Genomic DNA, 23,761 nt, shown 5'->3' on the forward strand with positions numbered 1-23,761 from the left:
GGCCGGTCACGCCTGCCACGAGGACCAGCGCGTGACCGCGATCGTCACGACCGGCCCGTCCAACGCAATCCGTTCGTACTGACGGTATTTGGCGCGCAGCAGTGCATAGCCGGTCGCCATCTCCTCGCCGCTGTAATGCGTCGCGGCCAGGCCGTCGGCCCGCACCCACCACAACTGCGTCCAGTCGTCGGTGTAGTGGTCGGCGAGCAGACTCACCCGCGCATCGCGCTCGATGTTGGCCAGCCTGCGCAGCTTGTGGGTGGACTTCCGCTTGGCGTCGACCGCGGTGTAGATGGTCGCCGACTCGGCGTTGCCGCGCACCGCGAACACCACCGGAACCACGTGCGGTGCACCGCCGGAACCCAGCGTCGCCAGCACCGCGGCGGGCGCATTCGCGAATTCGGTCACAGCGTCGAATCCGGCCATGGACCCAGGTTAGGCGTCGAGCCTCAGTTGCGCGGATGCCTTGGTTGGGGTGCGACGCTGATCGGCGAACGGGTGACCGGGGTACGGGTCACGCCGATCTCGGGCTTCTTGTTATCGCTCGGGCGCTGCGTCGGCCGGTACACCGGGGCCCGGGGCGCTTCCTGCGCCGGCGGGGGAGGCGGCGGGGGCGGTGCGGGCGGTACGCCCACCCGCAACGACGGCGAAGGACTCGGCGGTGCGGTGGTGGCGCTCGGTGCTACCGATGTCGGCTCGTCGTCGTCGACCACCGGCGACGACCCCCGAAGCAACAACAGCACCAGCGAGACCACGATCGCGGCCGCGGCCACGCCCGCCGCGATCAAGGCGATGGCCGCGCCGCGGGTCCGGTACCAGGGCACCGGGGCCGGTTTGAAATTCCAGGTGTTGATGTCGAACCCGTCGAAGCCGTCACGGCCCGCACGGGGGCCCGCTTTGGGACCGGAAGGAGGGTCGTCCCACAGGTAATCGAAGCTCCCCCCGGCTTCGCGTTCAGACACCCCACTGATGCTAGCGGCACGACCTGGGAAAATTCGCGGCAAACCCATGTAGGCATGACGCCCGCATCGAACTTGCCCCCTGTTCGCCGAGGTCACGATATGGTGCGATGCGCCTGTCTCGTGCAGAAATACGAACCTGCGGATCCGTTCATCCAGGTGACCGATTCACGACGAGATCCGGTAACCGGCGCGCCACTGCGGCGCCTCCTGACCATCGGAAGGTTTGGCCCATGATCACATCACGGTTCATCCCGAAGGCTGCCGCCGTCGCCGCCTCGGCCCTGGTAGTCGTGGGCCTCGCGGCCTGCGCCCCACCTGAGAAGGACGCCGCGAGCGGTGAAACCGACAGCGGAGTGAAAGTGGCCGAAGCGAAGTCGGCGGCCGACTTCGGCGGAATGGACAAGCTCGTCGAGGCGGCGAAAGCCGAAGGCGAGCTCAACGTGATTGCGCTGCCGCCGGATTGGGCTAACTACGGCGAGATCATCAAGGCGTTCTCCGACAAGTACGGGATCAAGGTCAACTCGGCCCAGCCCGACGCATCAAGCCAGGACGAGATCAACGCCGCCAATCAGCAGAAGGGCAAGAGCACCGCGCCCGACGTGTTCGATCTCGGGCAGTCGGTCGCGCTGGCGAACGCCTCGATGTTTGCCCCGTACAAGGTCGCGACGTTCGACGACATCCCGGACAAGTTCAAGGATCCCAACGGCGCCTGGGTCAACGACTACGGCGGCTTCATGTCCATCGGTTTCGATTCCAGCAAGGTGCCGCCGGTCACGAGCGTCAACGATCTGCTCAAACCCGAGTACCACGGCAAGGTCGCGCTCAACGGTGATCCCACCCAGGCCGGCGCGGGCTTCTCCGGCGTACTGATGGTCGCGGTGTCGCAGGGCGGATCCGCCGACGACATCGCACCCGGCGTCGAGTTCTTCACCAAGCTCAAGCAGGCAGGCAACTTCCTTCCCGTCGATCCGACCCCGGCCACGATCGAATCGGGCCAGACGCCCGTGGTGATCGACTGGAACTACCTCAACGCCACCGAAAGTCAGAAGGTGCCGGGCTGGCAGGTGCTGGTACCGCACGACGCCGCCGTGGCCGGCTACTACTACCAGGCCATCAACAAGGATGCACCGCATCCGGCGGCGGCCCGGCTGTGGCAGGAGTTCCTGTTCAGCGACGAGGGTCAGAACCTCTATGCCGCAGGCGGGGTGCGCCCGGTGCGGGCTGACAAGATGGCAGCGGCCGGCACCGTGGACAACGCAGCGTTCGGCGACCTTCCGGTCATCGACGGTCCGGTCACCATTCCGACCCAGGCGCAAACCGAAGCCGCCACAAAGTATCTCGCCGACAACTGGGCCAAGGCGATCGGCTGACGCGGCGAATGGGTGGTCGAACCCTGGTTCGGCGAATCCGAGACGCCCTGCCGCTGTTGCCGTTCTTCGCGGTGGTCACGATCTTCCTGATCGTGCCGACCGCGACGGTGATCGTCATGGCGTTCTTCGCCGACGGATCGTTCTCGCTCGAGCGCATCGCCGCGTTGTTCTCGGGCACCGCACTTGCGGCGTTGAGCAAGAGCGTGTTGCTTTCGGCGAGCACCGCACTGCTGGGTGCGGTGTTCGGCGCGGTGCTCGCCTGGTTGATCGTGAGCTCACCGCCCACGTCGATGCTGCGCCGTTCGGTGCTGGCGCTGTGCAGCGTGCTCGCGCAGTTCGGCGGCGTGGCATTGGCTTTCGCGTTCCTCGCGACGATCGGCCTCAACGGCGTGCTGACGCTGTGGGCCGCCGAGCATCTGGGATGGGATCTGGCCGGGTCCGGCTGGCTGTACGGCCTGGCCGGATTGACGTTGGTGTACACCTATTTTCAGATCCCACTCATGGTCATCGTGTTCGTCCCCGCCTTGGAGGGGCTGCGCGAGCAGTGGCGTGAAGCCGCAGTCAGCCTCGGCGCATCGACCTGGCAGTACCTGCGCGAGGTGGCCGTCCCGCTGCTGACACCGGCGTTCCTGGGCTCGGCGCTGCTGTTGTTCGCCAACGCCTTCGCCGCGTACGCCACGGCGGCGGCATTGGTCAGCCAGGGCAGTCCGATCGTGCCGTTGTTGATCCGCGCGGCGCTCACCAGTGAAGTGGTGCTCGGGCAGTCCGGATTCGCCTATGCGCTGGCACTGGAGATGATCGTCGTGGTCGCGGCCGTGATGATCGCCTACAACCTGTTGGTGCGCCGGACCGCGAGGTGGCTCAAATGAGGCGCGTCGTGCGGGTCGCGCTCTGGGTCGTGTTCGGACTGTTCTTCTTGTTCCCGCTCTACGCGATGGCCGACTTCTCCACCCGCAATCTGATCGAGGGCGGACGCACGCTGGCGGCGTGGCGCAACCTCGTGGCCGACGATGCGCTCTACCAGTCCATCGTGATCTCGTTGTTGCTCGCGGTGTTCACGGTCGCGGGAATGCTGATCCTGTTGGTGCCGACCATGATCTGGGTCCGGCTCCGTGCGCGGTGGGCGAGCGGAATCGTCGAATTCCTGTGTCTGCTACCGCTGACGATCCCGGCTCTGGTGATCGTGGTCGGCCTGCGCAACGTATATCTGTGGGTGACTTACCTTCTCGGGGAGTCGGCGCTGACGCTCACATTCGTCTACATCGTGCTCGTGCTGCCGTTCGCCTACCGGTCCATCGATTCGGCGCTCGCTGCCATCGACCTCAAGACCCTTTCGGAGGCGGCCCGCTCGCTGGGCGCGGGCTGGTTCACCACGATCGCGCGCGTGATCGTGCCCAACATCTGGTCCGGAATCCTGTCCGCGGCGTTCATCTCCATCGCCGTCGTGCTCGGTGAATACACCATCGCGTCGCTGAGTGGCTTTCAAACGCTGCAGGTGCAGATCGTCGCGATCGGCAAGAGTGACGGCCCGACGTCGGTCGCCGCCTCGCTGGCCGTCCTGCTGCTCGGATTCGTGTTGTTGTTGGCTTTGGCGCTCGTCACCCGCGGGCGCCGCAAGTTAGGAGACCAGGCGTGAGCAGTCCGAGTGTGGCGGTCGAGCTGAACGACCTCACCCGCGCCTACGGCAACGTCAAGGCGCTCGACGGACTCAGCCTGCACATCGAGCCGGGCGAGCTCGTGGCACTGCTCGGCCCGTCCGGTTGCGGCAAGACCACGGCCCTTCGCATCGTGGCCGGGCTGGACGAGGCGACGTCTGGCATCGTGCGGGTCGGCGGTCAGGATGTCAGTTCGGTGCCCGCCAACAAGCGCGATATGGGCATGGTGTTTCAGGCATACAGCCTGTTCCCGCACCTGACCGTGCTGGACAATGTCGCCTTCGGGCTGAAGATGCGCGGAAAAGGCAAGGGGGAGAGGCTTTCCCGTGCCGCTGACATGCTCGATCTGGTCGGGCTGGCTGCCCACAAACACAAGTACGCCAGTGAGTTGTCGGGCGGTCAGCAGCAGCGCGTCGCACTCGCCAGGGCGCTGGCGATCCAGCCCCGCGTGCTGTTGCTGGACGAGCCGCTCTCGGCGCTCGATGCCAAGGTGCGCGCGCAGTTGCGCGACGAGATTCGGCGCGTGCAGCTGGAGGTCGGAACCACGACGCTGTTCGTCACCCACGACCAGGAGGAGGCGCTCGCGGTTGCCGATCGGGTCGGAGTGATGAGCCAGGGCAAACTCGAGCAACTCGCGGCGCCCGCGGAGTTGTACGCCAACCCCTCGACCCCGTTCGTCGCCGAGTTCGTCGGGTTGCACAACAAGGTCGCGGCCGAGGTGTCGGGCGGGCGGGCCCATCTGCTCGGCGTGGCCGTCCCGACGCTGCCCGGATCGGTGACCGCGGGTGCGGGCACGGCGATGGTTCGGCCCGAGTCGGTCACGGTGCGGGCCGACCCGGCCGGCGCTGCCACGGTGGCGTCGGTGGCGTTCCTTGGACCGATCTCGCGCGTGTACGTGACGCTGCCGGACGGCGCGGTGATCCATGCGCAGATGACGAGTGGACAGGCCCGCGCCTTCGAAGCCGGTGCGGCCGTGAGTGTCGGGCTCGAGACGGCTCCGGTTCTGGTCGTCTGAGCCCTAGACGTCCTTGACCGGTTCGATGCCGAGATCGCGATAGGTCACCAGCGCCGCGAACGGCACCCCGCGCTTGGCGAACCGCCCCGCCGCGACGTCGCCGCGATCCACCATCGGAATGACCCCGGTGACCACCGCACCCGCCGCCGTCACGCGCTCATAGGCGATCTCGGTGGAGCCGCCCGTGCTGATCACGTCGTCGACCAGGAGCACCCGGGTACCCGGTTCGAGCCGGGTACCTTCGATCCACTGTTCACGGCCCCGCGATTTCTGCTCCTTGCGGACCGAGAACCACGCCTTGCCGGTCACCATCGCGACACCGTGCGCGAGCGGATCGGCGCCCATGGTCAATCCGCCGACGGCGTCGAACTCGATGCCCTGTGCGGCGGCCAGGTCGGCGACCGCGCGACTGACGATGGTCATGCGCTCGCCGGTGTCTATCGCGTACTTGCCGTCGATGTAGTCATGGCTGAGCTGTCCGCTGACGAGCCGGAACGGCTCTTCGCGATGCTCGTAGCCGCGGGTGCGGATCAGGTCGAAGGCGGCTTGCCAAGTCTCCGGGCGTTCGGTCGCAGCGGGCATACCGCGATCGTATTGCACCAGGTGGGCCGGTCCGTCGGGCAGTTCAACCCTGCCGCGCGCGCCGGGCCAATTCGACTGTGGCGCCGCGAAGCTCGTCGTACGAGCCGATCGGAGCGGCGTAACCGACCCGGGTGTAGGCGATGCCCCGTTCGGTCGTGACCCGCAGATCCAGGCCGTAGCGGTCGGCGCCGGTGCACACCGCCGCGGTCGTGTCGGGGTAGCCGCCGAGGGTGCGCGCCATGGCGGTCAGCGAGTCGGCGTGGTCGGCATTGAGGTGTTCGATCGCCCCGGCGGCCCGCGGCGTCACCGGATCGGGCTCGGCCGCGGCGTACGCCGCACCGGTCGCGGAGTCCATCCGGCCGTAGCCACCCACCCAGCGCGCCCGGTGCACGCGCAATACCCACACCGTGAAGTCGCTGTAGTCGATGTAGTACTTCGCCGCCGCGACCGCGGCCAGATGCGCGTCGCGGGCGGCCGCCAGCTCATCGCCCTCGGGGCGCTCGGCGATCCCGGCAAGGGTGACGCGACCGCTGGCCAGCGGATCCGACTCGGCGTTCGGGGCAACGATCGCGATGCTGGCCCGCGGGTCGCCTGCCAGATTGCGGCCGTGTTCGGCCAGGTTCGACACGCACAGCACCGGTGCCCCGGCGAGCAACCCGTAGGTCACGAACGATGCCCACGGGTCACCGTCCTCGGTCAACGTGGCGAGCGTGCCGGTGTTGGTGGATGCCGCGATCGTGCGGGCCTCCTCCGCGGCCGACGGCCGCACGACGTCGCGGACAGGGGTGAGTGGGGGAGGAACCGTTGGTGCGTCGCCCGGGTCTCCATGGTCGCGCGAGCGACGAGTTCCACTTGAGTCGCGAAGTGCCACGCACGAACCCTACCGCCGAAGGGCCAGCCAAGTTGGCGCGCAATTTTGGCAAATCCCGTACTACTATGGCCATCGACGAAACACGTTGATAGCGCGAGATCGCGACAACGATCGCTGATTTCTGGCAATCAACGCATCCGGATCGGGGAAACTGTGGCGAGGGCGTCGGAACGGGCATGCGCGGTGCTGGCCATGCTTGCGCTGCTGTTCGTGGCCGCGGTGGTGAGTGCATCGGCCACGCGGGCTTCGGGACCCTGCGACGATGGCCCGCTGGACGGGATCGGCATTTCGCCGGGCGCCGCGCCGCCTGCGAAGGCTCGGAAAGACACGAACGGCTCGGACTATTTCGCGACGGGTGCCGGCGCGCGTCGGGCACCGCGGGCGGGCGCCAAGCCGGCTCGTTCGAGGGCTGCCCGGCCGGTCGTGCGGGCCACGCGGATCGAGATCCGAACGCCTGCCCCCAAGCCCGTCGCTGCGGCTCCCGCTCCACCGCCCAGCTCACCGGCGGTGTCGGTGCTGGCAAAGTCGGTGGTCGTTGCCGAGCGCCGAGCCGACCCGATCGCGAACGTGACGCCGACCGGCCAGGCGTCGGTTCAGGCGGTCCGCTTCTACGGCCCGCTACGGTCCCTTGAGCGCAGCCTGGCCGCGTTGCCCGACGCGGTACCGCGGGCGGTGACACCCGATCTGCGGACCGCGATACCGGGGGTCATCGCGCTCGTGCTGCTGACGGCCGTCGCCGGATTCGTCGGCTACCGCCGCGCACAGCCGGCCGAGACCGGCTACGCTCCGGCGATCCGCCGGTTTCTGCGCTGAGGCAGGCGGCTGGACTGCTCAGCCGCCCAGTGCGGCGATGAGTTCTTTGATCTGTGCGGTCTCGGCCTCGGTGGCAGGCTCCTCGGCTTCGACCGCCTCGATGAGGTCCTGGCGGACGCCGATGCCGTTGGCCGCTTCGGCGGTGGTGAGCTTGGCCCGCATACGTGCCACGTAGAGCCGCTGACCCAGCGTGGCGCCAGGGCCTTCGGCGGCGGTCACCATCAGCTCGTCGTAGCGGCTGCGCACCCCGCTCAGCGCGACGATGACCGACGGCGTGACGCGGCTGCGCCCGGCTGCCTCGGACAGCGAGGCCTGCAGCTTGCGCAGACCGCTGAACACCACTGCGGCCCGCTCCGGAAACTCTGCATCGCCCACATGCGGCAGCGCGTCGATGGCGGCGGTGTACATGTGCATCGCCGCATCGGACAGACCAACGATTACGGGTGCTTCACCATCATTAGGTGCCGACTCAGCCACGGGCCATCCCTCGTCGAATGTGTATTTCGATCGCCGGTCGTCAGGCCGGCGACAAGATCAAATCGGGGAAAACCTAACCCGCCGTCGGCTCTTATTCAACCGTTAGTTTTTCCGCAAACGTGGCGTCCTCAGTGAATAGCGTTGCTGCACGATCGTTTCGGCCGTAGCGCGAAGCCGCAGGCGGATCGCGCATGGTTCCCGGGTGTCCAACACCTTCGAAGTGGGTACGTTGAACCGAGGATGGGAGGGAGATGGACGTCAATCAGGGAAGCCACGTCGAGGCAGGCGTGGTGGAGCATCCGACCGCTGAGGATTTCGCTCATGCCAGGGCCCTGCCGACCGACCGCAGCTGGTTCAAGCGGGCGGTCTTCTACGAGGTGCTGGTGCGGGCGTTCCACGACACGAATGCCGACGGCGTCGGCGATCTGCGCGGCCTGACCGAGCGGCTGGACTACCTGAAATGGTTGGGGGTCGACTGCCTGTGGTTGCCCCCGTTCTACGATTCGCCGCTGCGCGACGGTGGTTACGACATCCGTGACTTCTACCGGGTGCTGCCCGAGTTCGGCACGGTCGACGACTTCGTCGAGCTCCTCGATGCCGCACACCGGCGCGGGATCCGGGTCATCACCGATCTCGTGATGAACCACACCTCGGATTCGCACGAGTGGTTCCAGGAATCCCGGCGCAACCCCGACGGGCCGTACGGCGACTACTACGTCTGGAGCGACACCAGCGACAAGTACCCGGATGCGCGGATCATATTCGTCGACACCGAGGAGTCGAACTGGACGTTCGACCCGGTTCGCCGCCAGTTCTACTGGCACCGGTTCTTCTCCCATCAGCCCGACCTCAACTACGACAACCCGGCCGTGCAGGAAGCGATGATCGACGTGCTGAGGTTCTGGTTGGACCTCGGCATCGACGGATTCCGGCTCGACGCGGTGCCCTATCTGTTCGAACGCGAAGGCACGAACTGCGAAAACCTCCCGGAGACACACGCGTTCCTCAAGAAGTGCCGCAAGGTGATCGACGACGAATTCCCCGGGCGCGTGTTGCTCGCGGAGGCCAACCAGTGGCCGGCCGACGTGGTGGAGTATTTCGGTGATCCGGCCACCGGCGGCGACGAATGCCATATGGCCTTCCATTTCCCGCTGATGCCACGGATTTTCATGGCTGTGCGGCGGGAGTCGCGCTTCCCCATCTCGGAGATCCTCGCGCAGACACCGCCCATACCGGACATGGCGCAATGGGGAATCTTCCTGCGCAACCACGACGAGCTCACGCTCGAGATGGTCACCGACGAAGAGCGCGACTACATGTACGCGGAGTACGCCAAGGATCCGCGGATGAAGGCCAACGTCGGTATCCGGCGCAGGCTCGCACCGCTTCTGGAGAACGACCGCAACCAGATCGAGCTGTTCACCGCGATGCTGTTGTCGCTGCCGGGTTCGCCGGTGCTGTACTACGGCGACGAGATCGGCATGGGTGACATCATCTGGCTGGGCGACCGCGACAGCGTGCGCACCCCGATGCAGTGGACGCCGGACCGTAACGCCGGGTTCTCCAAGGCCAATCCGGGCCGGCTGTACCTGCCGCCCAATCAGGACGCGATCTACGGGTACCAGTCGGTCAACGTCGAAGCTCAGCGCGACAGCTCGAATTCGCTTCTGAACTGGACGCGCAACATGTTGTCGGTGCGTAGCCGTCACGATGCGTTCGCCGTCGGATCGTTCCGGGAGTTGGGGGGGTCCAACCCCTCGGTGCTGGCTTATGTGCGTGAGATCGACGGCGGCAACGGGGACAGCGGGACCAAAGACGCCGTGTTGTGCGTCAACAACTTGTCGCGCTTCCCGCAGCCCATCGAGCTGAACCTGCAGGAGTGGATGGGCTACATTCCAGTTGAGATGTCCGGCTATGTCGAGTTTCCCAGTATCGGCCAACTGCCGTACCTGCTCACGTTGCCGGGGCACGGGTTCTACTGGTTCGAGCTTCGTGAGCCTGACCCAGAACCGGGAGCACAGTGATGAATATTCCTTTCGGCGATTGGCTGTCGGGGCAACGGTGGTATGCCGGCCGCAACCGCGAATTGACCTCTGCCACACCAGGTATGGTGGCGACACTGCGTGACGGATTGAAACTGGTGCTGCTCGACGTGACCTACGCCGGCGGCGCATCCGAGCGGTACCAGGTGATCGTCGAGTTCGACCATGCGCAGATCAAAGGCCCGATCGACGAATACAGCAATGTCGCGACCATCGGCTCAGAGGACGACCGCACCGCCTACGACGCGCTGTACGATCCGGACGCCGCGCGATACCTGTTGTCGCTCATCGGCGAATCCGCGACCGTCGACGGGGTGACGTTCTCCAGCGAACCCGGTGCCGAACTGCCGCTGGAGGCCCCACCGCGCGTGTCGTCGGCAGAGCAGAGCAACACCAGCGTGGTGTTCGGGCAGGACGCCGTGCTGAAGGTGTTCCGGCGTATCACGCCCGGCGTGCATCCCGACATCGAACTCAACCGCGTCCTGGCAAGGGCCGACAACCCGCACGTGGCCCGGCTGCTCGGTTCGTTCGAAACCACTTGGGACGGTTCGCCGTACGCGTTGGGTATGGTCACCGAGTTCGCCGCGAACTCCGCCGAGGGCTGGGACATGGCGACGGCAAGCACCCGCGATCTCTATGCCGAGGGCGATCTGTACGCCGATGAGGTCGGCGGCGATTTCGCCGGCGAGTCGTACCGGCTCGGCGAAGCCGTCGCGTCGGTGCACGCGTGCCTGGCCGATGCGCTCGGTGCCGAGTCCGCACCCTTCCCCACCGAGATCATGTTGCAGCGGCTTGCGGCTGCCGTGGAGGCGGTACCGCAACTGCGCGAATATGTTCCGCTGATCGAGGAGCGCTATCACAAGCTCGCCGGTGAACTCGTCACCGTGCAACGCGTGCACGGTGACCTTCACCTCGGCCAGGTGCTGCGCACGCCCGAGCGGTGGCTCCTGATCGACTTCGAGGGTGAACCCGGCCAGCCGCTCGAACAACGCAGGCGCCCGGATTCACCGGTGCGCGACGTCGCGGGCATACTCCGGTCATTCGAGTACGCCGCACACCAGCGACTGGTGGAGCAGGCGGCCGACGAGGACCGGGCCCGGCAGCTCGCGGCACGCGCCCGCGAGTGGGTGGACCGCAACAGCGCGGCGTTCTGCGACGGCTACGCAGTTGTCGCGGGCGCCGATCCGCGCGATCAGCCCGAGCTGCTGGCCGCCTACGAACTCGACAAGGCGGTCTACGAGGCGGCCTACGAGGCCAGGCACCGGCCGAGCTGGTTACCCATCCCGATGGGTTCCGTGGCCCGGCTGGCGGGCTGACGCACTCTTACAGGGTGACGATCTCGTAGTCGGCGAGTTGCCCGATGAGGGTGTGCAACTGGTCCTGCGACGAGCCGAGCGTGTGCTCGATCGCGGTGAGCCGCGCCGCGTAATGCCCGACGGGATACTCCGCGGTGATGCCGATCCCGCCGTGCAGCTGAATGGACTCCTGCGCGATGTGCCTGCCCGAGCGACCGATCTGCAGCTTTGCCCGCGCCGCGATGACCGGGTCGAACTCGCCGTCGGCGATCGACATGGCGGCGTAGTTCGTCATGCTGCGTGCCAGTTCCAGCGACATGTACATGTCGGCGGCCCGTTGCGTGAGCGTCTGGAACTTACTCAGGGTGACGCCGAACTGCTTGCGCTGCTTGAGGTAATCGGTCGTCAGGCGCAGCGCCTCTTCCATCGCGCCGACCGCCTCGGCACACAGTGCCGACGAGATCCGCACCAGCGCACGGGTAATGGCGCCCGTCGCGTCGACCGGTTCGCCGAGCGGCTCGGCTTGCGCGGCGGCGAGCTCGATCTGGGCGCCGCGCCGTCCGTCGAAGGTCCGGTAAGCGGTGCGCGTGACCCCGCTGCCCGACGCGTCCACCAGGAACAGTCCGACGCCGCCGTCCGGCAACGCCGCACTCACGATCAGCGTGTTGGCGCTGTCGCCGGCCAAGACCGGATTCTTGGTGCCGGTCAGTGTCCACGAATCACCTTCGCGGGCAGCGGTCGTGGCGATCGCCGCGCCGCGCGGTCCGGGTTCGGCGTGGGCGAAGGCGAGCAGCCGTTGTCCGGCAGCCACCTCGTCGAGCAGTGCCCGCTGGTCGGCGCTGCCCTGTTCGGCGATGAGCGAACCCGGCCCGATCGCGCCGTGCAGCACCGGCTCGGGCGCAAGCTGACGCCCGAGCTCGTTGAACACCAGCATGATCTCGATCTGTCCGCCGGAATCCTCGTCGAAACCCAGTCCGAGTACGCCGATGTCGGCGAGCTGGCTCCACACCTGCGGGTTGTAGCCCGGGTCGGAATCGACGACCTTGTTGCGGGTCTCGGCGTCATAGCTCGACGACAGCAGGTCACGCGTGGTGTCTGCCAGCAGGGTCTGTTCGTCGGTCAGCTGAAAATCCATGGCTCAACTCACAATCCGAGAATGGTGGACGCGATGATGGTGCGTTGTACCTCGTTACTGCCGCCGTAGATCGAGGTCTTGCGGTAGTTCAGGTAATGCGGTGCGGCCAGCTGGGCCCACTCGGGTGACGCGATGTCGCCCGCGTCGAACGGAAGCGCATCGGGGCCTGCCACCTCGACGAGCAGCTCGGTCGCGGTCTGCTGGAGCTGACTGCCGCGCAGCTTGAGCACCGACGACGCCGGGCTCGGCTTGCCGTCGGCCGATGCCGAGGTGACCCGCATCTGGGTGAGCTCAAGGGCGAGCACGTCGTTCTCCGCCTCGGCCAGCCGCGCGGCGAACAGCGGGTCGGACAGCAGACCGGATTCCTTGGCCCTTTCCTTCACCTCGGCGAGGCGGACCTTTGTCCGGGCCACCTGCGCGATGCCGGTGCGTTCGTTGCCGAGCAGGAACTTGGCGTACGTCCAGCCCTGGTTCTCCTCACCGACGAGCTGGTCGGCGGGCACCCGGACGTCTTCGAAGAACACCTCGTTGACCTCGAAGCTGCCGTCGACCAGCTTGATGGGCCGCAGCGTGATGCCCGGGGTGTTCATGTCGATCAGCAGAAACGAGATGCCGGCCTGCTTCTTGGGCGCGTTCGGGTCGGTGCGCACCAGGCAGAAGATCCAGTCGGCGTGCTGGCCGAGCGTCGTCCAGGTCTTCTGGCCGTTCACGACGTAGGTGTCGCCGTCGCGGATGGCCGTTGTCCGCAGCGAGGCCAGATCGGATCCGGCCTCGGGCTCGGAGAAGCCCTGGCACCACCAGATGTCGAGGGCCGCGGTCGGCGGCAGGAAACGCTCCTTGACCTCCTGCGACCCGAACTCGGCGATCACCGGTCCGACCATCCTGGCGTTGAAGGTCAGCGGCTCGGGGACACATGCCAGCTGCATCTCGTCGAGCCAGATCTGATGCTGGTTGGGTGTCCAGTCCTTGCCGCCCCACTCGACCGGCCAGTTCGGCACCGCCAGACCGTGCTCGTGCAGGATCTTGTGCGCGGTGACGAAGTCTTCCTTGCGCAGTTCGAGACCCTGGCGAGACCGCTCGCGGATCTCGGCGGGGATCTTCGTGGTGTAGAAGGTGCGCAGCTCGTCTCTGAAGGCTGCTTCCTCCGGTGTGAGCGCCAGTTGCATGACCGTCTCCCTGCTCGGTGGATCTGACTGCACACTAAACCACCGGTTGGTTGGGACGTGTAACGGTCCAGCTTCGGCCACGCACTACGGGGCATGACGAACAACAACTCATTGATGAATCGCACCGATGCCACGCTCGACACCGTCGCCGGCCTGGCGGCGCGCTACGGCCTGGTGGTGGTGATCGCCTGGTTCGGCGGCCTGAAGTTCATGGCCTACGAGGCCGCGGGTATCCAGCCGCTGGTCGCGGCCAGCCCGTTCATGGGCTGGCTCTACGACATCTTCTCGGTCCGCGCGTTCTCGAGCCTGCTCGGCGTGTTCGAGCTGGCCGCCGCGGTGCTGCTGGCCGTCAAGCCGTGGTGGCCGAAGGTGTCGATCGGCGGCAGCCTGCTTGCGATCCTGCTCTTTCTCGCCACGATCAGCTTCCTGTTCACCACGCCAGGTGTCTTCGAGGCGTCGGCGGGCGGCTTCCCGGCGCTCTCCGTCACCGGTGGATTCCTGATCAAAGATGTTGCCCTGCTGGGCATCTCGATCTGGACTCTGGCGGACGCCCTGCGCGCCCGCTAACGAACCAGCCGTCTCAGCAATGTCGATGCGACCGCGACCCCCGCTACGGCGGCCACCACCAGAACAGTGATGTCGAGCAGCCAGTTTGTCGGCGTACCGATCAGCAACCCGCGCAGCGCGTTCACCTCGTAGCTGAGCGGGTTCACGGTCGACAGCCAGCGCAGCCAGCCCGGCATGATGTCGACGGGATAGAGCGCGTTGGACGCGAAGAACAACGGCATCGTGATGGCCTGTCCGATCCCCATCATGCGATCGCGCTTGCGCACGAGACCGGCGAGCGTCATCGACAGGCATGCGAAGAACGCCGAGCCGAGGACCACCACGCCCATCGCGGCGAGGATCCGCAGCGGGTTGACCGTCATCGCGATGCCCATGAGATAGGCGAGCACGACCACGCCGAGCACCTGGACCACCGAACGCACGCCCGCCGCGAATGCCTTACCGCTCACCAGTGCCGACGCGGGTGCGGGCGTCACCATGAGCTTGGCCAGAATGCCCGCATCCCGGTCCCAGATGATCTGGATGCCGTAGAAGATCGAGATGAACAGCGCGGACTGCGCGATGATGCCCGGTGCCAGGAACGTCAGGTACGGCAGTCCGCCGGTGTCGACGAGGTGCAGGCGGCTGAACGTCTGGCCGAAGATCAGCAGCCACAGGGCGGGCTGGACCAGTCGCGTGAACAGCTCGGTCCGATCGTGGCGGAGCTTCTGCAGTTCGACGAGCGCGAACGCGCCCATCCGCAGGACCAGGCCGCGCAGGCGGCGCCAGCCCCGCGGTGCGTAGACCAGTCGGGTGCGTGCGGTCGATTCAACTGACACGGCGGGCCGTCCTTCTCGTGGCGCGGATTTCGCGGATACCCGAGTGCTGGGTTTCGGCATCGAGATCCGAACCCGCGAAGTGGCGGAAGACGTCTTCCAGCGTGGTTTCGGCGGAGCCGGTTTGCCCGGACACCGTGGTCTTCAGCTCGGCGGGCGTGCCGACGGCCTGCAGGCGGCCGTGATGCATGAGTGCGACGCGATCGCACAACGCGTCCGCTTCGCCCATGTAGTGGGTAGTCAGCAGCACCGTCATGCCGAACTCGGCCTGCATGTGGCGCACTTGTTCCCAGACACTGTCGCGGGCAATCGGATCCAGGCCAACGGTCGGTTCGTCGAGGATGAGCAACAGCGGCCGGTTCACCAGGGCCTGGGCCAGTTCGAGGCGGCGCACCATGCCGCCGGAGTAGGTGCCCGCCGCGTCATCGGCGACGTCGAGCAGGTGCATCGATTCCAGCGCCGCGGTGACGCGCTCCGCACGCTCGGCCCGGGGTACGTCGTACAGCCTCGCGAACAGCTCCACGTTCTGTCGGCCGGTCAACGCCGACTCGATCGAAAGTTGCTGGGGTACATAGCCGATGTTGTGCCGGATATCCATGGTGTGTTTGCCGGCGCGCAATCCGAAGATGCGGACTTCGCCGTTCTGAACGGGGGTGAGGGTGGTGAGCACCCGCACGACGGTGGTCTTGCCCGCACCGTTCGGGCCGAGCAGGCCCAGCGTCTCGCCGGGCTGTACTTGCAGCGTGAGGTCGTCGACCGCGGTGAACTCACCGTAGCGGTGGGTCAGATTACGGCAGTCGATGGCAGGTGGCTGTTGGGTCATGTGCCCTTCTCGTGCAGCAGGCGGGTGAGTTCGGACAGCACATCCAATCCCTTTGCCAGGTTGTCGATTTGACCATCGTCGAGTTCGGCGAGCGCGGCCGCGAGCGCCGCGCGCCGCGCGGCCCTGGATTCGTCGGCGATGCGCTGTGCGGACGGGGTGAGTTGCAACCGGCCCACGCGGCGGTCGGCCTCGTCAACCGTCCTGACCAGCATGCCGTCGGCGACCAGCCGCGACACCAGAGTGGATGCGGTGTTGGGGACGAGGCTGAGCTCGGCCGCGGCTTCGCGCACCGAGATCCCGGGCCGGCGGCCGACGAGGCGCAGGAGCTCGCCTTGGGACTGCGTCAGTCCGGTGCTGTCGAATCCGCCCCCGGTCGACCGGCGCAACTGACGCCGGAATCGACCGACAACGTTGAAGAGTTCGCCGACCAGATCGTCCACACGGCCAGGATAACTCTGTAACAGAGGTATTTCACATCGAGAGGGTGTCGCGGCTGTCGAACGTGAGGAAATGGGGACTCTCGAATGCCGCAGCCGTGGCCGCAGGGTAGTTGCCGCCGCTCTTCGGCTTCCACCCCCGGCCCGCCCGGCCGGTGGCACCGAGCGGTAGCTCGGCGCCTGCTAGGCGGCCACGGCTGCTACTTGAAAAACGTACCATACTTCCTGGTACACACCGGGATATCGCAACGGTTAGCAACTCCTACGCAAGCGTCAATTTTGGTCGCTCCGCAACACCAGTGCGGCCCGTGCCTCGACGGTGACATGCGCACCGGCCGCGATCGGTTCGGCGGCGGGATTTTCGGCGGTGCTGATCACCGGCACCCACTCAGCCCCGAAATCGCTCGGCGGCAAGGCGAATTCGATGGGCTCGTAGTGCGCGTTGAAACACAGGAAGAACGAGTCGTCGGTGACCCGCTGGCCACGGGCGTCACGATCGGGGATGCCGAGACCGTTGAGAAACACCGCGACCGACTTCGCGAACCCCGAACCCCAGTCCTCGCCGGTCATCTCGGATCCGTCCGGCGCGAACCACGCGATGTCGGGCAGGCCTGCCTCGCCACGCCTGCCGACGGGTTTCCCGCTGAAGAAGCGCCGCCGGCGGAACACCGGATGTGCGGCGCGCAACGCCGACACCGACCGGGTGAACTCCAGCAGATCGACATCGGCGTTCCCCCAGTCGATCCAGGTGAGCTCGTTGTCCTGGCAGTAGCCGTTGTTGTTGCCGCGCTGGGTGCGGCCGAGCTCGTCGCCGTGGCTGATCATCGGAACGCCCTGCGACAGCAGCAGAGTCGTCAGGAAGTTCCGCTGTTGGCGCCCGCGCAGCGCCAGGATTTCGGCGTCGTCCGTCGGCCCTTCGACGCCGCAGTTCCACGACCGGTTGTGGCTTTCGCCGTCCTTGTTGTCCTCGCCGTTGGCTTCATTGTGCTTCTCGTTGTACGACACGAGATCGGCCAGCGTGAAACCGTCGTGTGCGGTGACGAAGTTGATCGAGGCGACGGGCCTGCGGGCGGTGTGCTCGTAGAGATCCGCCGAACCCGTGAGCCGGTAAGCGAATTCATCGAGCGTCGCCGGCTCGCCACGCCAGAAGTCGCGCACCGTGTCGCGATACTTGCCATTCCATTCGGTCCATTGCGGCGGGAAGTTGCCGACCTGATAGCCACCCGGACCGACGTCCCATGGCTCGGCGATCAGCTTGACCTGGCTGACGATCGGATCCTGTTGTACGAGTTCGAAGAACGCGGCAAGTCGGTCCACGTCGTAGAACTCGCGGGCCAGTGTCGCGGCGAGATCGAACCGGAAACCGTCGACGTGCATTTCGGTGACCCAGTACCGCAGCGAATCCATGATCAGCTGTAGCGAATGCGGATGCCCCACATTGAGGCTGTTGCCGGTTCCGGTGTAATCCATGTAGTAGCGCTTGTCGTCATCGACGAGCCGGTAGTACGCCGCGTTGTCGATTCCGCGCATGGACAGTGTCGGGCCAAGGTGGTTGCCTTCGGCGGTGTGGTTGTAGACGACGTCGAGGATCACCTCGATGTTCGCGTCGTGCAGGGCACGCACCATGGCCTTGAATTCCTGAACCTGGCCGCCCGGGGTTGAACTGCTGCCGTATTTGTGGTCGGGCGCAAGGAATCCGATGGTGTTGTATCCCCAGTAGTTCGACAGTCCCTTGTCGACGAGCGTCGAATCGTTGGCGAAATGATGTATGGGCATCAGCTCGAGCGCGTTGACGCCCAACGACTGCAGATGCTCGATGATCACCGGATGTGCGACCGCGGTGTAGGTACCGCGGATCTGATCGGGGATGTCGGGATGGGTTTCGGTCAGGCCCTTGACATGCGCCTCGTAGATCACGGTGTCGGCGTACTCGTGGTTAGGCGGGCGGTCGGTGCCCCAGTCGAAGTACGGATTGATCACGACGGACTTCGGCATGCTGGCCGCCGAGTCCTCGTCGTTGCGGCTGTCCGGATCGCCGAAGTTGTAGGAGAACAGTTCCTGCCCCCACGTGAACGCACCGTCGATGGCCTTGGCGTACGGGTCGAGCAGCAGTTTGTTCGGATTGCAGCGGTGGCCAGCGGCCGGATCGTAGGGACCGTGCACGCGATAGCCGTAGCGCTGGCCCGGTTCGATGCCGGGGATGAACCCGTGCCATACGAATCCGTCCACCTCGGGCAGGACGATCCGGGTCTCCCGCGCTCCACCGGCGCCGTCGTCGTCGAACAGGCACAGCTCGACCCGGTCGGCGACCTCGCTGAACAGCGCGAAATTGGTGCCGGAGCCGTCATACGTCGCGCCGAGCGGGTAGGCCTTGCCCCGCCAGATTTCCAGTTCGGTCTCGGATGTTCGGTCTGCGGGATGCACAAATCGACCTTAGGCCGCCGCGGTGGCGGCGGTGGCGCAATGCACACTGGAGCAACACCTCGGCCTCGTGCGTGCGAGAGGGAGCCGCCTTTGCCCACCAGCTCTGACCTGCCCGACTACCGAACGCTGAATTTCAAACTCGAAAATTCTGTTGCAACCATCACGCTCAACCGCCCACAGCAGCGCAACGCTTTCGGCGATGGGATGCGTGAGGAACTGGCCGAGGCCTATACGCGCTGCGACCGCGACGACGGCGTCCGGGTGATCGTGCTGACCGGCGCGCCGCCCGCATTCTGTGCGGGCGCCGACCTCAGTGCCGGCGACCGCACGTTCGCCGAACCGGGTCCGGACTTCAGCGCCGCGGGCATCGCGGTGCCGGCGTGGACGCTGGCCAAGCCGGTGATCGCCGCGGTCAACGGTCACGCGATCGGGCTGGGGCTGACCCTGGCGTTGCAGTGCGATATCCGGTTCTTCGCGGCCGACGCCCGTTACGGCGTGGTGCAGACGCGGCGCGGCATGGTGGGTGACGCGTACTCGCACTGGATCCTGCCGCGCCTGACCGGGCTCGCCAACGCCGCCGAGATACTGTTGAGCGGCGGGACTTTCGACGGGCATCGCGCCGTGCAACTCGGTCTCGGCAGCCGGGTACTGCCCGCGGACGACGTGCTGCCCGCGGCGCTCGAGTTGGCGCATGACATCGCCGTCAACACCGCGCCGATGTCGGTCGCGGCCAGCAAGCGGCTGCTGTGGGATTCGTTCGACCTCGATCGGCACGCCGTCGGCGCCAGGGAGACCGAGATCCACCTGCGGCTGATGGGCCACGACGACGCGCGCGAAGGCGTGCGCGCCCACACCGAGCGCCGCGACCCGCGCTGGACCGGCCGCCCGATCGATCCGACTAGCTGACTTGCACTCCGGCGGAACGCAATTCGCTGACCGCCGTGGCGGTGCTGTCCGGTGCGACACCGGCCGTCAGGCCGGTCAGGACGCGCGTCGTGAATCCGGCTCGTGCCGCGTCGGTCGCGGTGGCCGCGACACAGTAGTCGGTCGCGATGCCCACCACGTCCACCGTGTCGACGTCACGCTGCCGCAGCCAATCCACGAGCGTCGTCCCGGAATCGTCAGTGCCCTCGAACCCGCTGTAGGCCGCCGAGTAGTGGCCCTTCTTGAACACGGCCTGCACCGTCGACGCGTCGAACTCCGGATGAAACTCGGCCCCCGGCGTCTCGGCCTCGCAATGGCGCGGCCAGGACACCCGGTAGTCCGGGGTTTCGGAGAAGTGCTCGCCCGGGTCGATGTGAAAGTCCTTGGTCGCCACCACATGGTGATAGCCGTGCTCGCCTGCCAGCAGCTCGGTGATGGCGCGCGCCACGGCCGACCCACCCGCCACCGCAAGCGAGCCGCCCTCGCAGAAATCGTTCTGCACGTCGACGACGATGAGTGCCTTCATGCTTCTAGAAACTACCCGCCGAACAACAGGTACAGCCCGGTGAACGTATAGCCCACCATCACGAGCATCATCGCGAGCTGTCCGGTCAACTGGTTGGGCTTCGGCAGCAGCCGTAGCGCGCGGTCGTGCGCGGCGATCACCCCGGCGACGTGACCGGCAAGAACGAAGCCCACCTTGAGCGTCGCCAACAACGAGGGATGTTGCGACAAAAAGTAATTGACCTCGACACCGTCGAGACCGAACAGCAGGATGACGGTCTGCTGCCCCTTCTCAACGAGGTAGGACAGGTAGTGGGCGAACACGTAGCCGATCACGATCGGGATCAGTGAATGCGCCATGAGGCCGGGCAGCTCGCGGCGGCGTTCGCGGTCGACCCCGCCGGTGGCGCGGGCGGCCAACCAGAACGTTCCCGCCACCGTGCCGGCGAACACGAGCAATCCGGCTGTGCGGATCAGGGAGGCTTCGAGCGCCGAACCGGAGTTGTCGTCGACGAAATTGCGCCATTGCGGCATCGCCGAGAAGCTGTCGAATGCCGTCGAGCCGAGCAGCACCGCGAGCACCGCGACGACACCGGGCCGCACCGGCAACGACGGCAGATGGTCGAACGGGTTCCCGATCGCGATGCGGCCTTCGGACCGGCGCAGCGGCGACAACCGCGACGCCACCATGCTGTACACGTCGAAGGGGTCGGCGTTCGACAACCATCGCTCACCCCAGCACACCGCGCCTGCGAGCGTCACCGCGAGATACACGAGCAGCCAGTTGCGAATGGCCGCAAGCGATCCCGGGTCCGGGCTGGCCAGCTCGAGCCACACGAACGCGAACAGGCCCGCGGCGGCGGGCCAGTAGCCGAGGCGTTCGGGATACCGGCGCGTGGTGCTCGGGAGAAACCGGTAGACGGTGCGCACGGGCGAGATGACCCGCCACACCGGACCCATGAGAAGTGACAGCGCGACCAGGCCGACCCACAGCAGCACGTAGAAGATACCGGGCAGCGGATTCGACGCGTCCTGCGGCCCGAGGAACGCGGCGACCGCGACCCACCCGGTGAACGCGAGCGCCAGCAGGCCGACCGTCCACCGGGTGACAGGGGAGTCCACCACGGTCGTCACCCAGCCCGGCAGCGGCCGTCCCGGCTTCGCGGGATCGAATCTCGGCCGCCGCCAGGCCAGGGCCACGACGGCGAAGGTGAACGTCAGCGTCCACGCCGCACCGATCAGTGCGTACGTGTACGGAATCGGAAGATCGGTCGAACCGCCGAGGCCATGGGCCAGCAGCGCGGTTCGGTCCGAAGTCACTGCTGCACTTGCACGCTGGCGATGACGCGGCTCAGCTCGTGCAGCTCGATGTCGACGGTGCCGGGAACGTCGACCGTGAACTGGAACTGCTGGCCATTGCGCGGCTCGATCTTGAAGGTGTGCTCGGGATTGGAGTGCACATGGAGTTCGTCGGCGGCGTCGCTGTTGACCCGCACCACGATCGGATCTTTGACCTTGGCCTGCAATTGGGCGTTGGTCGGGGTCACCTCACCACCCTTGATGGTCACGTCGATCACCAGTCGGTTGGGCGCCTGCTGCTGATCGGTCATGTCCGACGGGCTGACGGTGGACTCTGACGGGGTGGCCGGGCTGCTCGCTGCGCTGCCCGTGCCCTCGGAGTTCTCCGAACCCCCACAACCGGCCGTCACCAGTGCGAGAGCGGTCGCCACGACGATAAAACTGCTTCTACGGTTGGTCACGGTGAACCATCTTGGCCTGCGTCGTCCTCACCTTCACTGTGAGCCACGTCTCCCCGCCGCCGGTCCCGCATGGCGATGTAGACAACCACCCCGACCACCACCACGGCGGGCGCAAAGGCGGGCAACGCCAGCAGCAACGTGTGGTCGGCCTGGTAGGTGGTCATGGCAGCTATCACGTCTGCGGTTGCACCGGCCGTGGCTCGTCGATCTTGCTGCCCGCGGCCAGCTCTCGCGCGTTGATCCGGCCCGCACCCCACGTCAGTGCGGCTATCAGAATCAGCGTGCACACGAGCACCACCAGCGAAGCCACGTTGAACAACCACGACGGGTGGTTCAGGTTGCGTTCGCGCTGCAGCAGCGTGATCTCCTGCACGAAATCTCGCGTGGCAGATGCCTGCGCGGGAGTCTCCTCGGCACCGATGCCGGGGTCGGCGGGCAGGAACACCGGAACGCCGGCCATCGTGGTCCCGTCCTGGACCCGCAGAACCGTCTTCCAGCTGCCCGACACCGGGATCGGCTGGGTCGAGCGGTAGTGGCCGGGGCCGACCTTCTCGAGCCGGTCGACCACCAGTCCGCGTTCATTGTCGAGCCCGCCCTGCCAGGCCAGGATCGACACCCATTCCGGGTTGTCGCTGATCAGGTTCGCCGGGGTGATCTGTACGTCGGCCGAAACCATGCGCTGGTCGGTGTCGCTGGGAAGGTCGGTCAAAGTGACTGTCGCGTTGGCGCTTTCGGGCACCTCGGTACGCAGGCCGTTGGTAACCGCTCCGCCGATCACCAGGACGGTCGCCACGACGATCGAGATGCCCGCGGCGGGCCGCGGCAGACGCTGGCCCGTGAGCACGAGCGCGAGCAGCGCACCGCACAACCCCATGCCGATCGCCACGGGTATCGCCATCGCCAGCGCCTCGCCCCACATGCTGGTGGGCCATGGGTAGCGGTACACCGCGCCGATCCACAACGACTCCAGCCACAGCCCCACCGTCGCAACGCCCAGTCCGCCGACCGCGCCGAAGATGATGGGCCGCTTGACTAGTGGGGTCAGTGCCAGCAGCTCCACCACCAGTGCCGGGCCAAGGTACAGCGCGAACCAACTGGTCGGAGCACCCAGGACGGGGCCGACGATCAACGCGACCGCACCACGCAGCACGATGGCAAACGCCGCGGCGATGAGCGCCCCGCCCGGGCCGAGCACGAGCCGCGCCGCGACCGCGGCCAGCGCCGCGGCGCCTGCGATCATCATCGGTTGCAGCACGAGGCGGAACTGTTCGACGCCGAAGTCGTATTCGATCTGGAACACCGACAGCCCGATGAACAGGCCGCCGAACGACAGGTAGTAGAGGAACTTGTTGAACTTCGTGTCGTCGGCGAGTTCGGGCCCCATCGCCACGCGGCCCTCGTGTTCGAGCAGCAGCACTGCGATCAGTGACAGTCCCGCACCGCCGATCAACATCAGATGTGTTGGGCCCCAAAGGGTCACGTCCTGACCGAAGATGCGATGCCAGACATCGTCGAGCGGGAAGCCGATGAGGGCGTACAGGCCGCACAACGCCATCAGGACGCCGCCGACGGGCGCATACCAACTGCGGGTGATCCGGATCGCGGCGGGCCCTGGCTTGTCGTAGGGCAGCACGATCGCCATCGAGCCCGCGATGAACAACAAGAAGAGGCCGATCAGGATGAAGTAGTGAGCCGGGTTGGCCAGCGGCCCGGCGTCGCGGCCCTTCCCGATGTGCAGGCTCACGTCCCAGATGAAGCCGAACAGCGCGCAGATGATGGTCGCGGTGAACAGGAACACCTGCAGCGCGACCCACGGCGGCCGGTGGAACTTGCGCCCGAGCCGTTCGGCGAAGTTGTTGAGCCACGTGATGCGGCGCTGCCGGTGCAGGTAGCCGATCCACAACAGCGCGACCGTGACGATCATCGCGACGACCGACATGCCGATCACCTGGTCGAGTGCGGCGCCCCCGCCCTCGGTGCCTGCCGCAGCGCTGACCGAAACGTTCGACGAACCGATCATGATCCCCACCCACTGACTATGTCCGAACGGATGTCACGGTGGGTGATGTTGCCAGAACTACTGGCGAGTAAACAGAGGTACCCGGTACCGCTGGGTTGGGATAT

At 66.6% G+C, this 23,761-nt stretch carries 25 protein-coding genes; 9 read left to right on the forward strand and 16 right to left on the reverse strand.

All coding sequences use genetic code 11. The annotated features are described in order from the left end of the window. Window positions 1-6 precede the first annotated feature (6 nt). Window positions 7-426 carry a TIGR03668 family PPOX class F420-dependent oxidoreductase gene (locus tag ACRCUN_RS19075; protein WP_462143192.1) on the reverse strand — a complete coding sequence of 140 codons (420 nt, stop codon included), beginning with the start codon at window positions 424-426 and terminating at the stop codon, window positions 7-9. A 23-nt stretch (window positions 427-449) separates the two neighbouring features. Continuing rightward, complete coding sequence (locus ACRCUN_RS19080) at window positions 450-962, reverse strand: hypothetical protein (RefSeq protein WP_462143193.1); 513 nt, start codon at window positions 960-962, stop codon at window positions 450-452. 230 nt (window positions 963-1,192) lie between these two features. Here ACRCUN_RS19080 and ACRCUN_RS19085 point away from each other — a divergent pair, with 230 nt between their 5' ends. From ACRCUN_RS19085 to ACRCUN_RS19100, 4 genes are read left to right on the forward strand one after another with little or no spacing between them, the layout of a single operon-like run. Beyond that, window positions 1,193-2,332 (forward strand): ABC transporter substrate-binding protein, encoded by a 1,140-nt coding sequence (locus ACRCUN_RS19085; protein WP_462143194.1) that lies wholly within the window; start codon window positions 1,193-1,195, stop codon window positions 2,330-2,332. An 8-nt stretch (window positions 2,333-2,340) separates the two neighbouring features. Beyond that, complete coding sequence (locus ACRCUN_RS19090) at window positions 2,341-3,201, forward strand: ABC transporter permease (protein ID WP_462143195.1); 861 nt, start codon at window positions 2,341-2,343, stop codon at window positions 3,199-3,201. Beyond that, window positions 3,198-3,968 carry an ABC transporter permease gene (locus ACRCUN_RS19095; RefSeq protein ID WP_462143196.1) on the forward strand — a complete coding sequence of 257 codons (771 nt, stop codon included), beginning with the start codon at window positions 3,198-3,200 and terminating at the stop codon, window positions 3,966-3,968. Before ACRCUN_RS19090 ends, ACRCUN_RS19095 begins: the two co-directional genes overlap by 4 nt. Further along, complete coding sequence (locus ACRCUN_RS19100) at window positions 3,965-5,002, forward strand: ABC transporter ATP-binding protein (RefSeq protein WP_462143197.1); 1,038 nt, start codon at window positions 3,965-3,967, stop codon at window positions 5,000-5,002. The genes ACRCUN_RS19095 and ACRCUN_RS19100 overlap by 4 nt, the downstream gene beginning before the upstream one ends. Before the next feature lie 3 nt (window positions 5,003-5,005). On the opposite strand, the gene pyrE is transcribed toward ACRCUN_RS19100, so the two are convergent. Together pyrE and ACRCUN_RS19110 are read right to left on the reverse strand one after the other, a co-directional pair. Then, on the reverse strand, window positions 5,006-5,584 hold the full coding sequence (pyrE, locus tag ACRCUN_RS19105) for an orotate phosphoribosyltransferase (protein ID WP_462143198.1): 579 nt from the start codon (window positions 5,582-5,584) through the stop codon (window positions 5,006-5,008). Window positions 5,585-5,627: 43 nt separating this feature from the next. Further along, window positions 5,628-6,455: a HugZ family pyridoxamine 5'-phosphate oxidase gene (locus tag ACRCUN_RS19110; protein ID WP_462143199.1), complete on the reverse strand. Its 828-nt coding sequence runs from the start codon at window positions 6,453-6,455 to the stop codon at window positions 5,628-5,630. Window positions 6,456-6,608: 153 nt separating this feature from the next. On the opposite strand from ACRCUN_RS19110, the gene ACRCUN_RS19115 reads away from it, so the two are divergent. Further along, window positions 6,609-7,268, forward strand: a complete 660-nt coding sequence (locus ACRCUN_RS19115) for a hypothetical protein (protein ID WP_462143200.1) — start codon at window positions 6,609-6,611, stop codon at window positions 7,266-7,268. 18 nt (window positions 7,269-7,286) lie between these two features. Here ACRCUN_RS19115 and ACRCUN_RS19120 read toward each other — a convergent pair whose 3' ends face one another. After that, window positions 7,287-7,676, reverse strand: coding sequence for a hypothetical protein (locus ACRCUN_RS19120; RefSeq protein ID WP_462143329.1), 390 nt, complete (start codon window positions 7,674-7,676; stop codon window positions 7,287-7,289). 320 nt (window positions 7,677-7,996) lie between these two features. Here ACRCUN_RS19120 and treS point away from each other — a divergent pair, with 320 nt between their 5' ends. Together treS and ACRCUN_RS19130 are read left to right on the forward strand one after the other, a co-directional pair. After that, window positions 7,997-9,769, forward strand: coding sequence for a maltose alpha-D-glucosyltransferase (gene treS, locus ACRCUN_RS19125; protein ID WP_462143201.1), 1,773 nt, complete (start codon window positions 7,997-7,999; stop codon window positions 9,767-9,769). Then, window positions 9,769-11,103 carry a maltokinase N-terminal cap-like domain-containing protein gene (locus ACRCUN_RS19130; protein ID WP_462143202.1) on the forward strand — a complete coding sequence of 445 codons (1,335 nt, stop codon included), beginning with the start codon at window positions 9,769-9,771 and terminating at the stop codon, window positions 11,101-11,103. The genes treS and ACRCUN_RS19130 overlap by 1 nt, the downstream gene beginning before the upstream one ends. A gap of 7 nt (window positions 11,104-11,110) precedes the next feature. Here the strand turns inward: ACRCUN_RS19130 and ACRCUN_RS19135 are convergent, their stop codons facing one another. Further along, complete coding sequence (locus ACRCUN_RS19135) at window positions 11,111-12,217, reverse strand: acyl-CoA dehydrogenase family protein (RefSeq protein WP_462143203.1); 1,107 nt, start codon at window positions 12,215-12,217, stop codon at window positions 11,111-11,113. Between the two features lie 8 nt (window positions 12,218-12,225). Next, entirely contained in the window at window positions 12,226-13,383 is a 1,158-nt protein-coding gene (locus ACRCUN_RS19140; RefSeq protein WP_462143204.1) for an acyl-CoA dehydrogenase family protein, read from the reverse strand. A 114-nt stretch (window positions 13,384-13,497) separates the two neighbouring features. Here ACRCUN_RS19140 and ACRCUN_RS19145 point away from each other — a divergent pair, with 114 nt between their 5' ends. Then, a complete protein-coding gene (locus ACRCUN_RS19145; protein ID WP_462143330.1) occupies window positions 13,498-13,950 on the forward strand; it encodes a YkgB family protein in 453 nt (150 codons plus the stop codon). Here ACRCUN_RS19145 and ACRCUN_RS19150 read toward each other — a convergent pair. The 4 genes from ACRCUN_RS19150 to glgX form a co-directional block, all read right to left on the reverse strand. Continuing rightward, complete coding sequence (locus ACRCUN_RS19150) at window positions 13,947-14,687, reverse strand: ABC transporter permease (RefSeq protein ID WP_462143331.1); 741 nt, start codon at window positions 14,685-14,687, stop codon at window positions 13,947-13,949. The two genes, ACRCUN_RS19145 and ACRCUN_RS19150, sit on opposite strands and share 4 nt — an antisense overlap. Before the next feature lie 70 nt (window positions 14,688-14,757). Continuing rightward, complete coding sequence (locus tag ACRCUN_RS19155) at window positions 14,758-15,588, reverse strand: ATP-binding cassette domain-containing protein (protein WP_462143205.1); 831 nt, start codon at window positions 15,586-15,588, stop codon at window positions 14,758-14,760. After that, window positions 15,585-16,028: a MarR family winged helix-turn-helix transcriptional regulator gene (locus ACRCUN_RS19160; RefSeq protein WP_462143206.1), complete on the reverse strand. Its 444-nt coding sequence runs from the start codon at window positions 16,026-16,028 to the stop codon at window positions 15,585-15,587. The genes ACRCUN_RS19155 and ACRCUN_RS19160 overlap by 4 nt, the downstream gene beginning before the upstream one ends. Window positions 16,029-16,298: 270 nt before the next feature. Beyond that, window positions 16,299-18,449 carry a glycogen debranching protein GlgX gene (gene glgX / locus ACRCUN_RS19165; protein WP_462143207.1) on the reverse strand — a complete coding sequence of 717 codons (2,151 nt, stop codon included), beginning with the start codon at window positions 18,447-18,449 and terminating at the stop codon, window positions 16,299-16,301. 90 nt (window positions 18,450-18,539) lie between these two features. On the opposite strand from glgX, the gene ACRCUN_RS19170 reads away from it, so the two are divergent. Then, complete coding sequence (locus tag ACRCUN_RS19170) at window positions 18,540-19,355, forward strand: enoyl-CoA hydratase/isomerase family protein (protein ID WP_462143208.1); 816 nt, start codon at window positions 18,540-18,542, stop codon at window positions 19,353-19,355. Here the strand turns inward: ACRCUN_RS19170 and ACRCUN_RS19175 are convergent. The 5 genes from ACRCUN_RS19175 to ACRCUN_RS19195 are packed head-to-tail and all read right to left on the reverse strand — an operon-like array spanning window position 19,348 to window position 23,657. After that, window positions 19,348-19,899: an isochorismatase family protein gene (locus tag ACRCUN_RS19175; RefSeq protein WP_462143209.1), complete on the reverse strand. Its 552-nt coding sequence runs from the start codon at window positions 19,897-19,899 to the stop codon at window positions 19,348-19,350. The genes ACRCUN_RS19170 and ACRCUN_RS19175 overlap by 8 nt on opposite strands. 11 nt (window positions 19,900-19,910) lie before the next feature. Further along, complete coding sequence (locus ACRCUN_RS19180) at window positions 19,911-21,197, reverse strand: hypothetical protein (RefSeq protein WP_462143210.1); 1,287 nt, start codon at window positions 21,195-21,197, stop codon at window positions 19,911-19,913. Next, a complete protein-coding gene (locus ACRCUN_RS19185; RefSeq protein ID WP_462143211.1) occupies window positions 21,194-21,637 on the reverse strand; it encodes a hypothetical protein in 444 nt (147 codons plus the stop codon). The genes ACRCUN_RS19180 and ACRCUN_RS19185 overlap by 4 nt, the downstream gene beginning before the upstream one ends. Then, the gene (locus tag ACRCUN_RS19190; protein ID WP_462143212.1) at window positions 21,634-21,801 is read right to left on the reverse strand and encodes a hypothetical protein; all 168 of its coding nucleotides are present in this window, start codon (window positions 21,799-21,801) and stop codon (window positions 21,634-21,636) included. The genes ACRCUN_RS19185 and ACRCUN_RS19190 overlap by 4 nt, the downstream gene beginning before the upstream one ends. Before the next feature lie 8 nt (window positions 21,802-21,809). Continuing rightward, window positions 21,810-23,657, reverse strand: coding sequence for a hypothetical protein (locus ACRCUN_RS19195; protein ID WP_462143332.1), 1,848 nt, complete (start codon window positions 23,655-23,657; stop codon window positions 21,810-21,812). Between the last annotated feature and the right edge of the window lie 104 nt (window positions 23,658-23,761).

This window comes from Mycobacterium venezuelense, assembly GCF_054919535.1.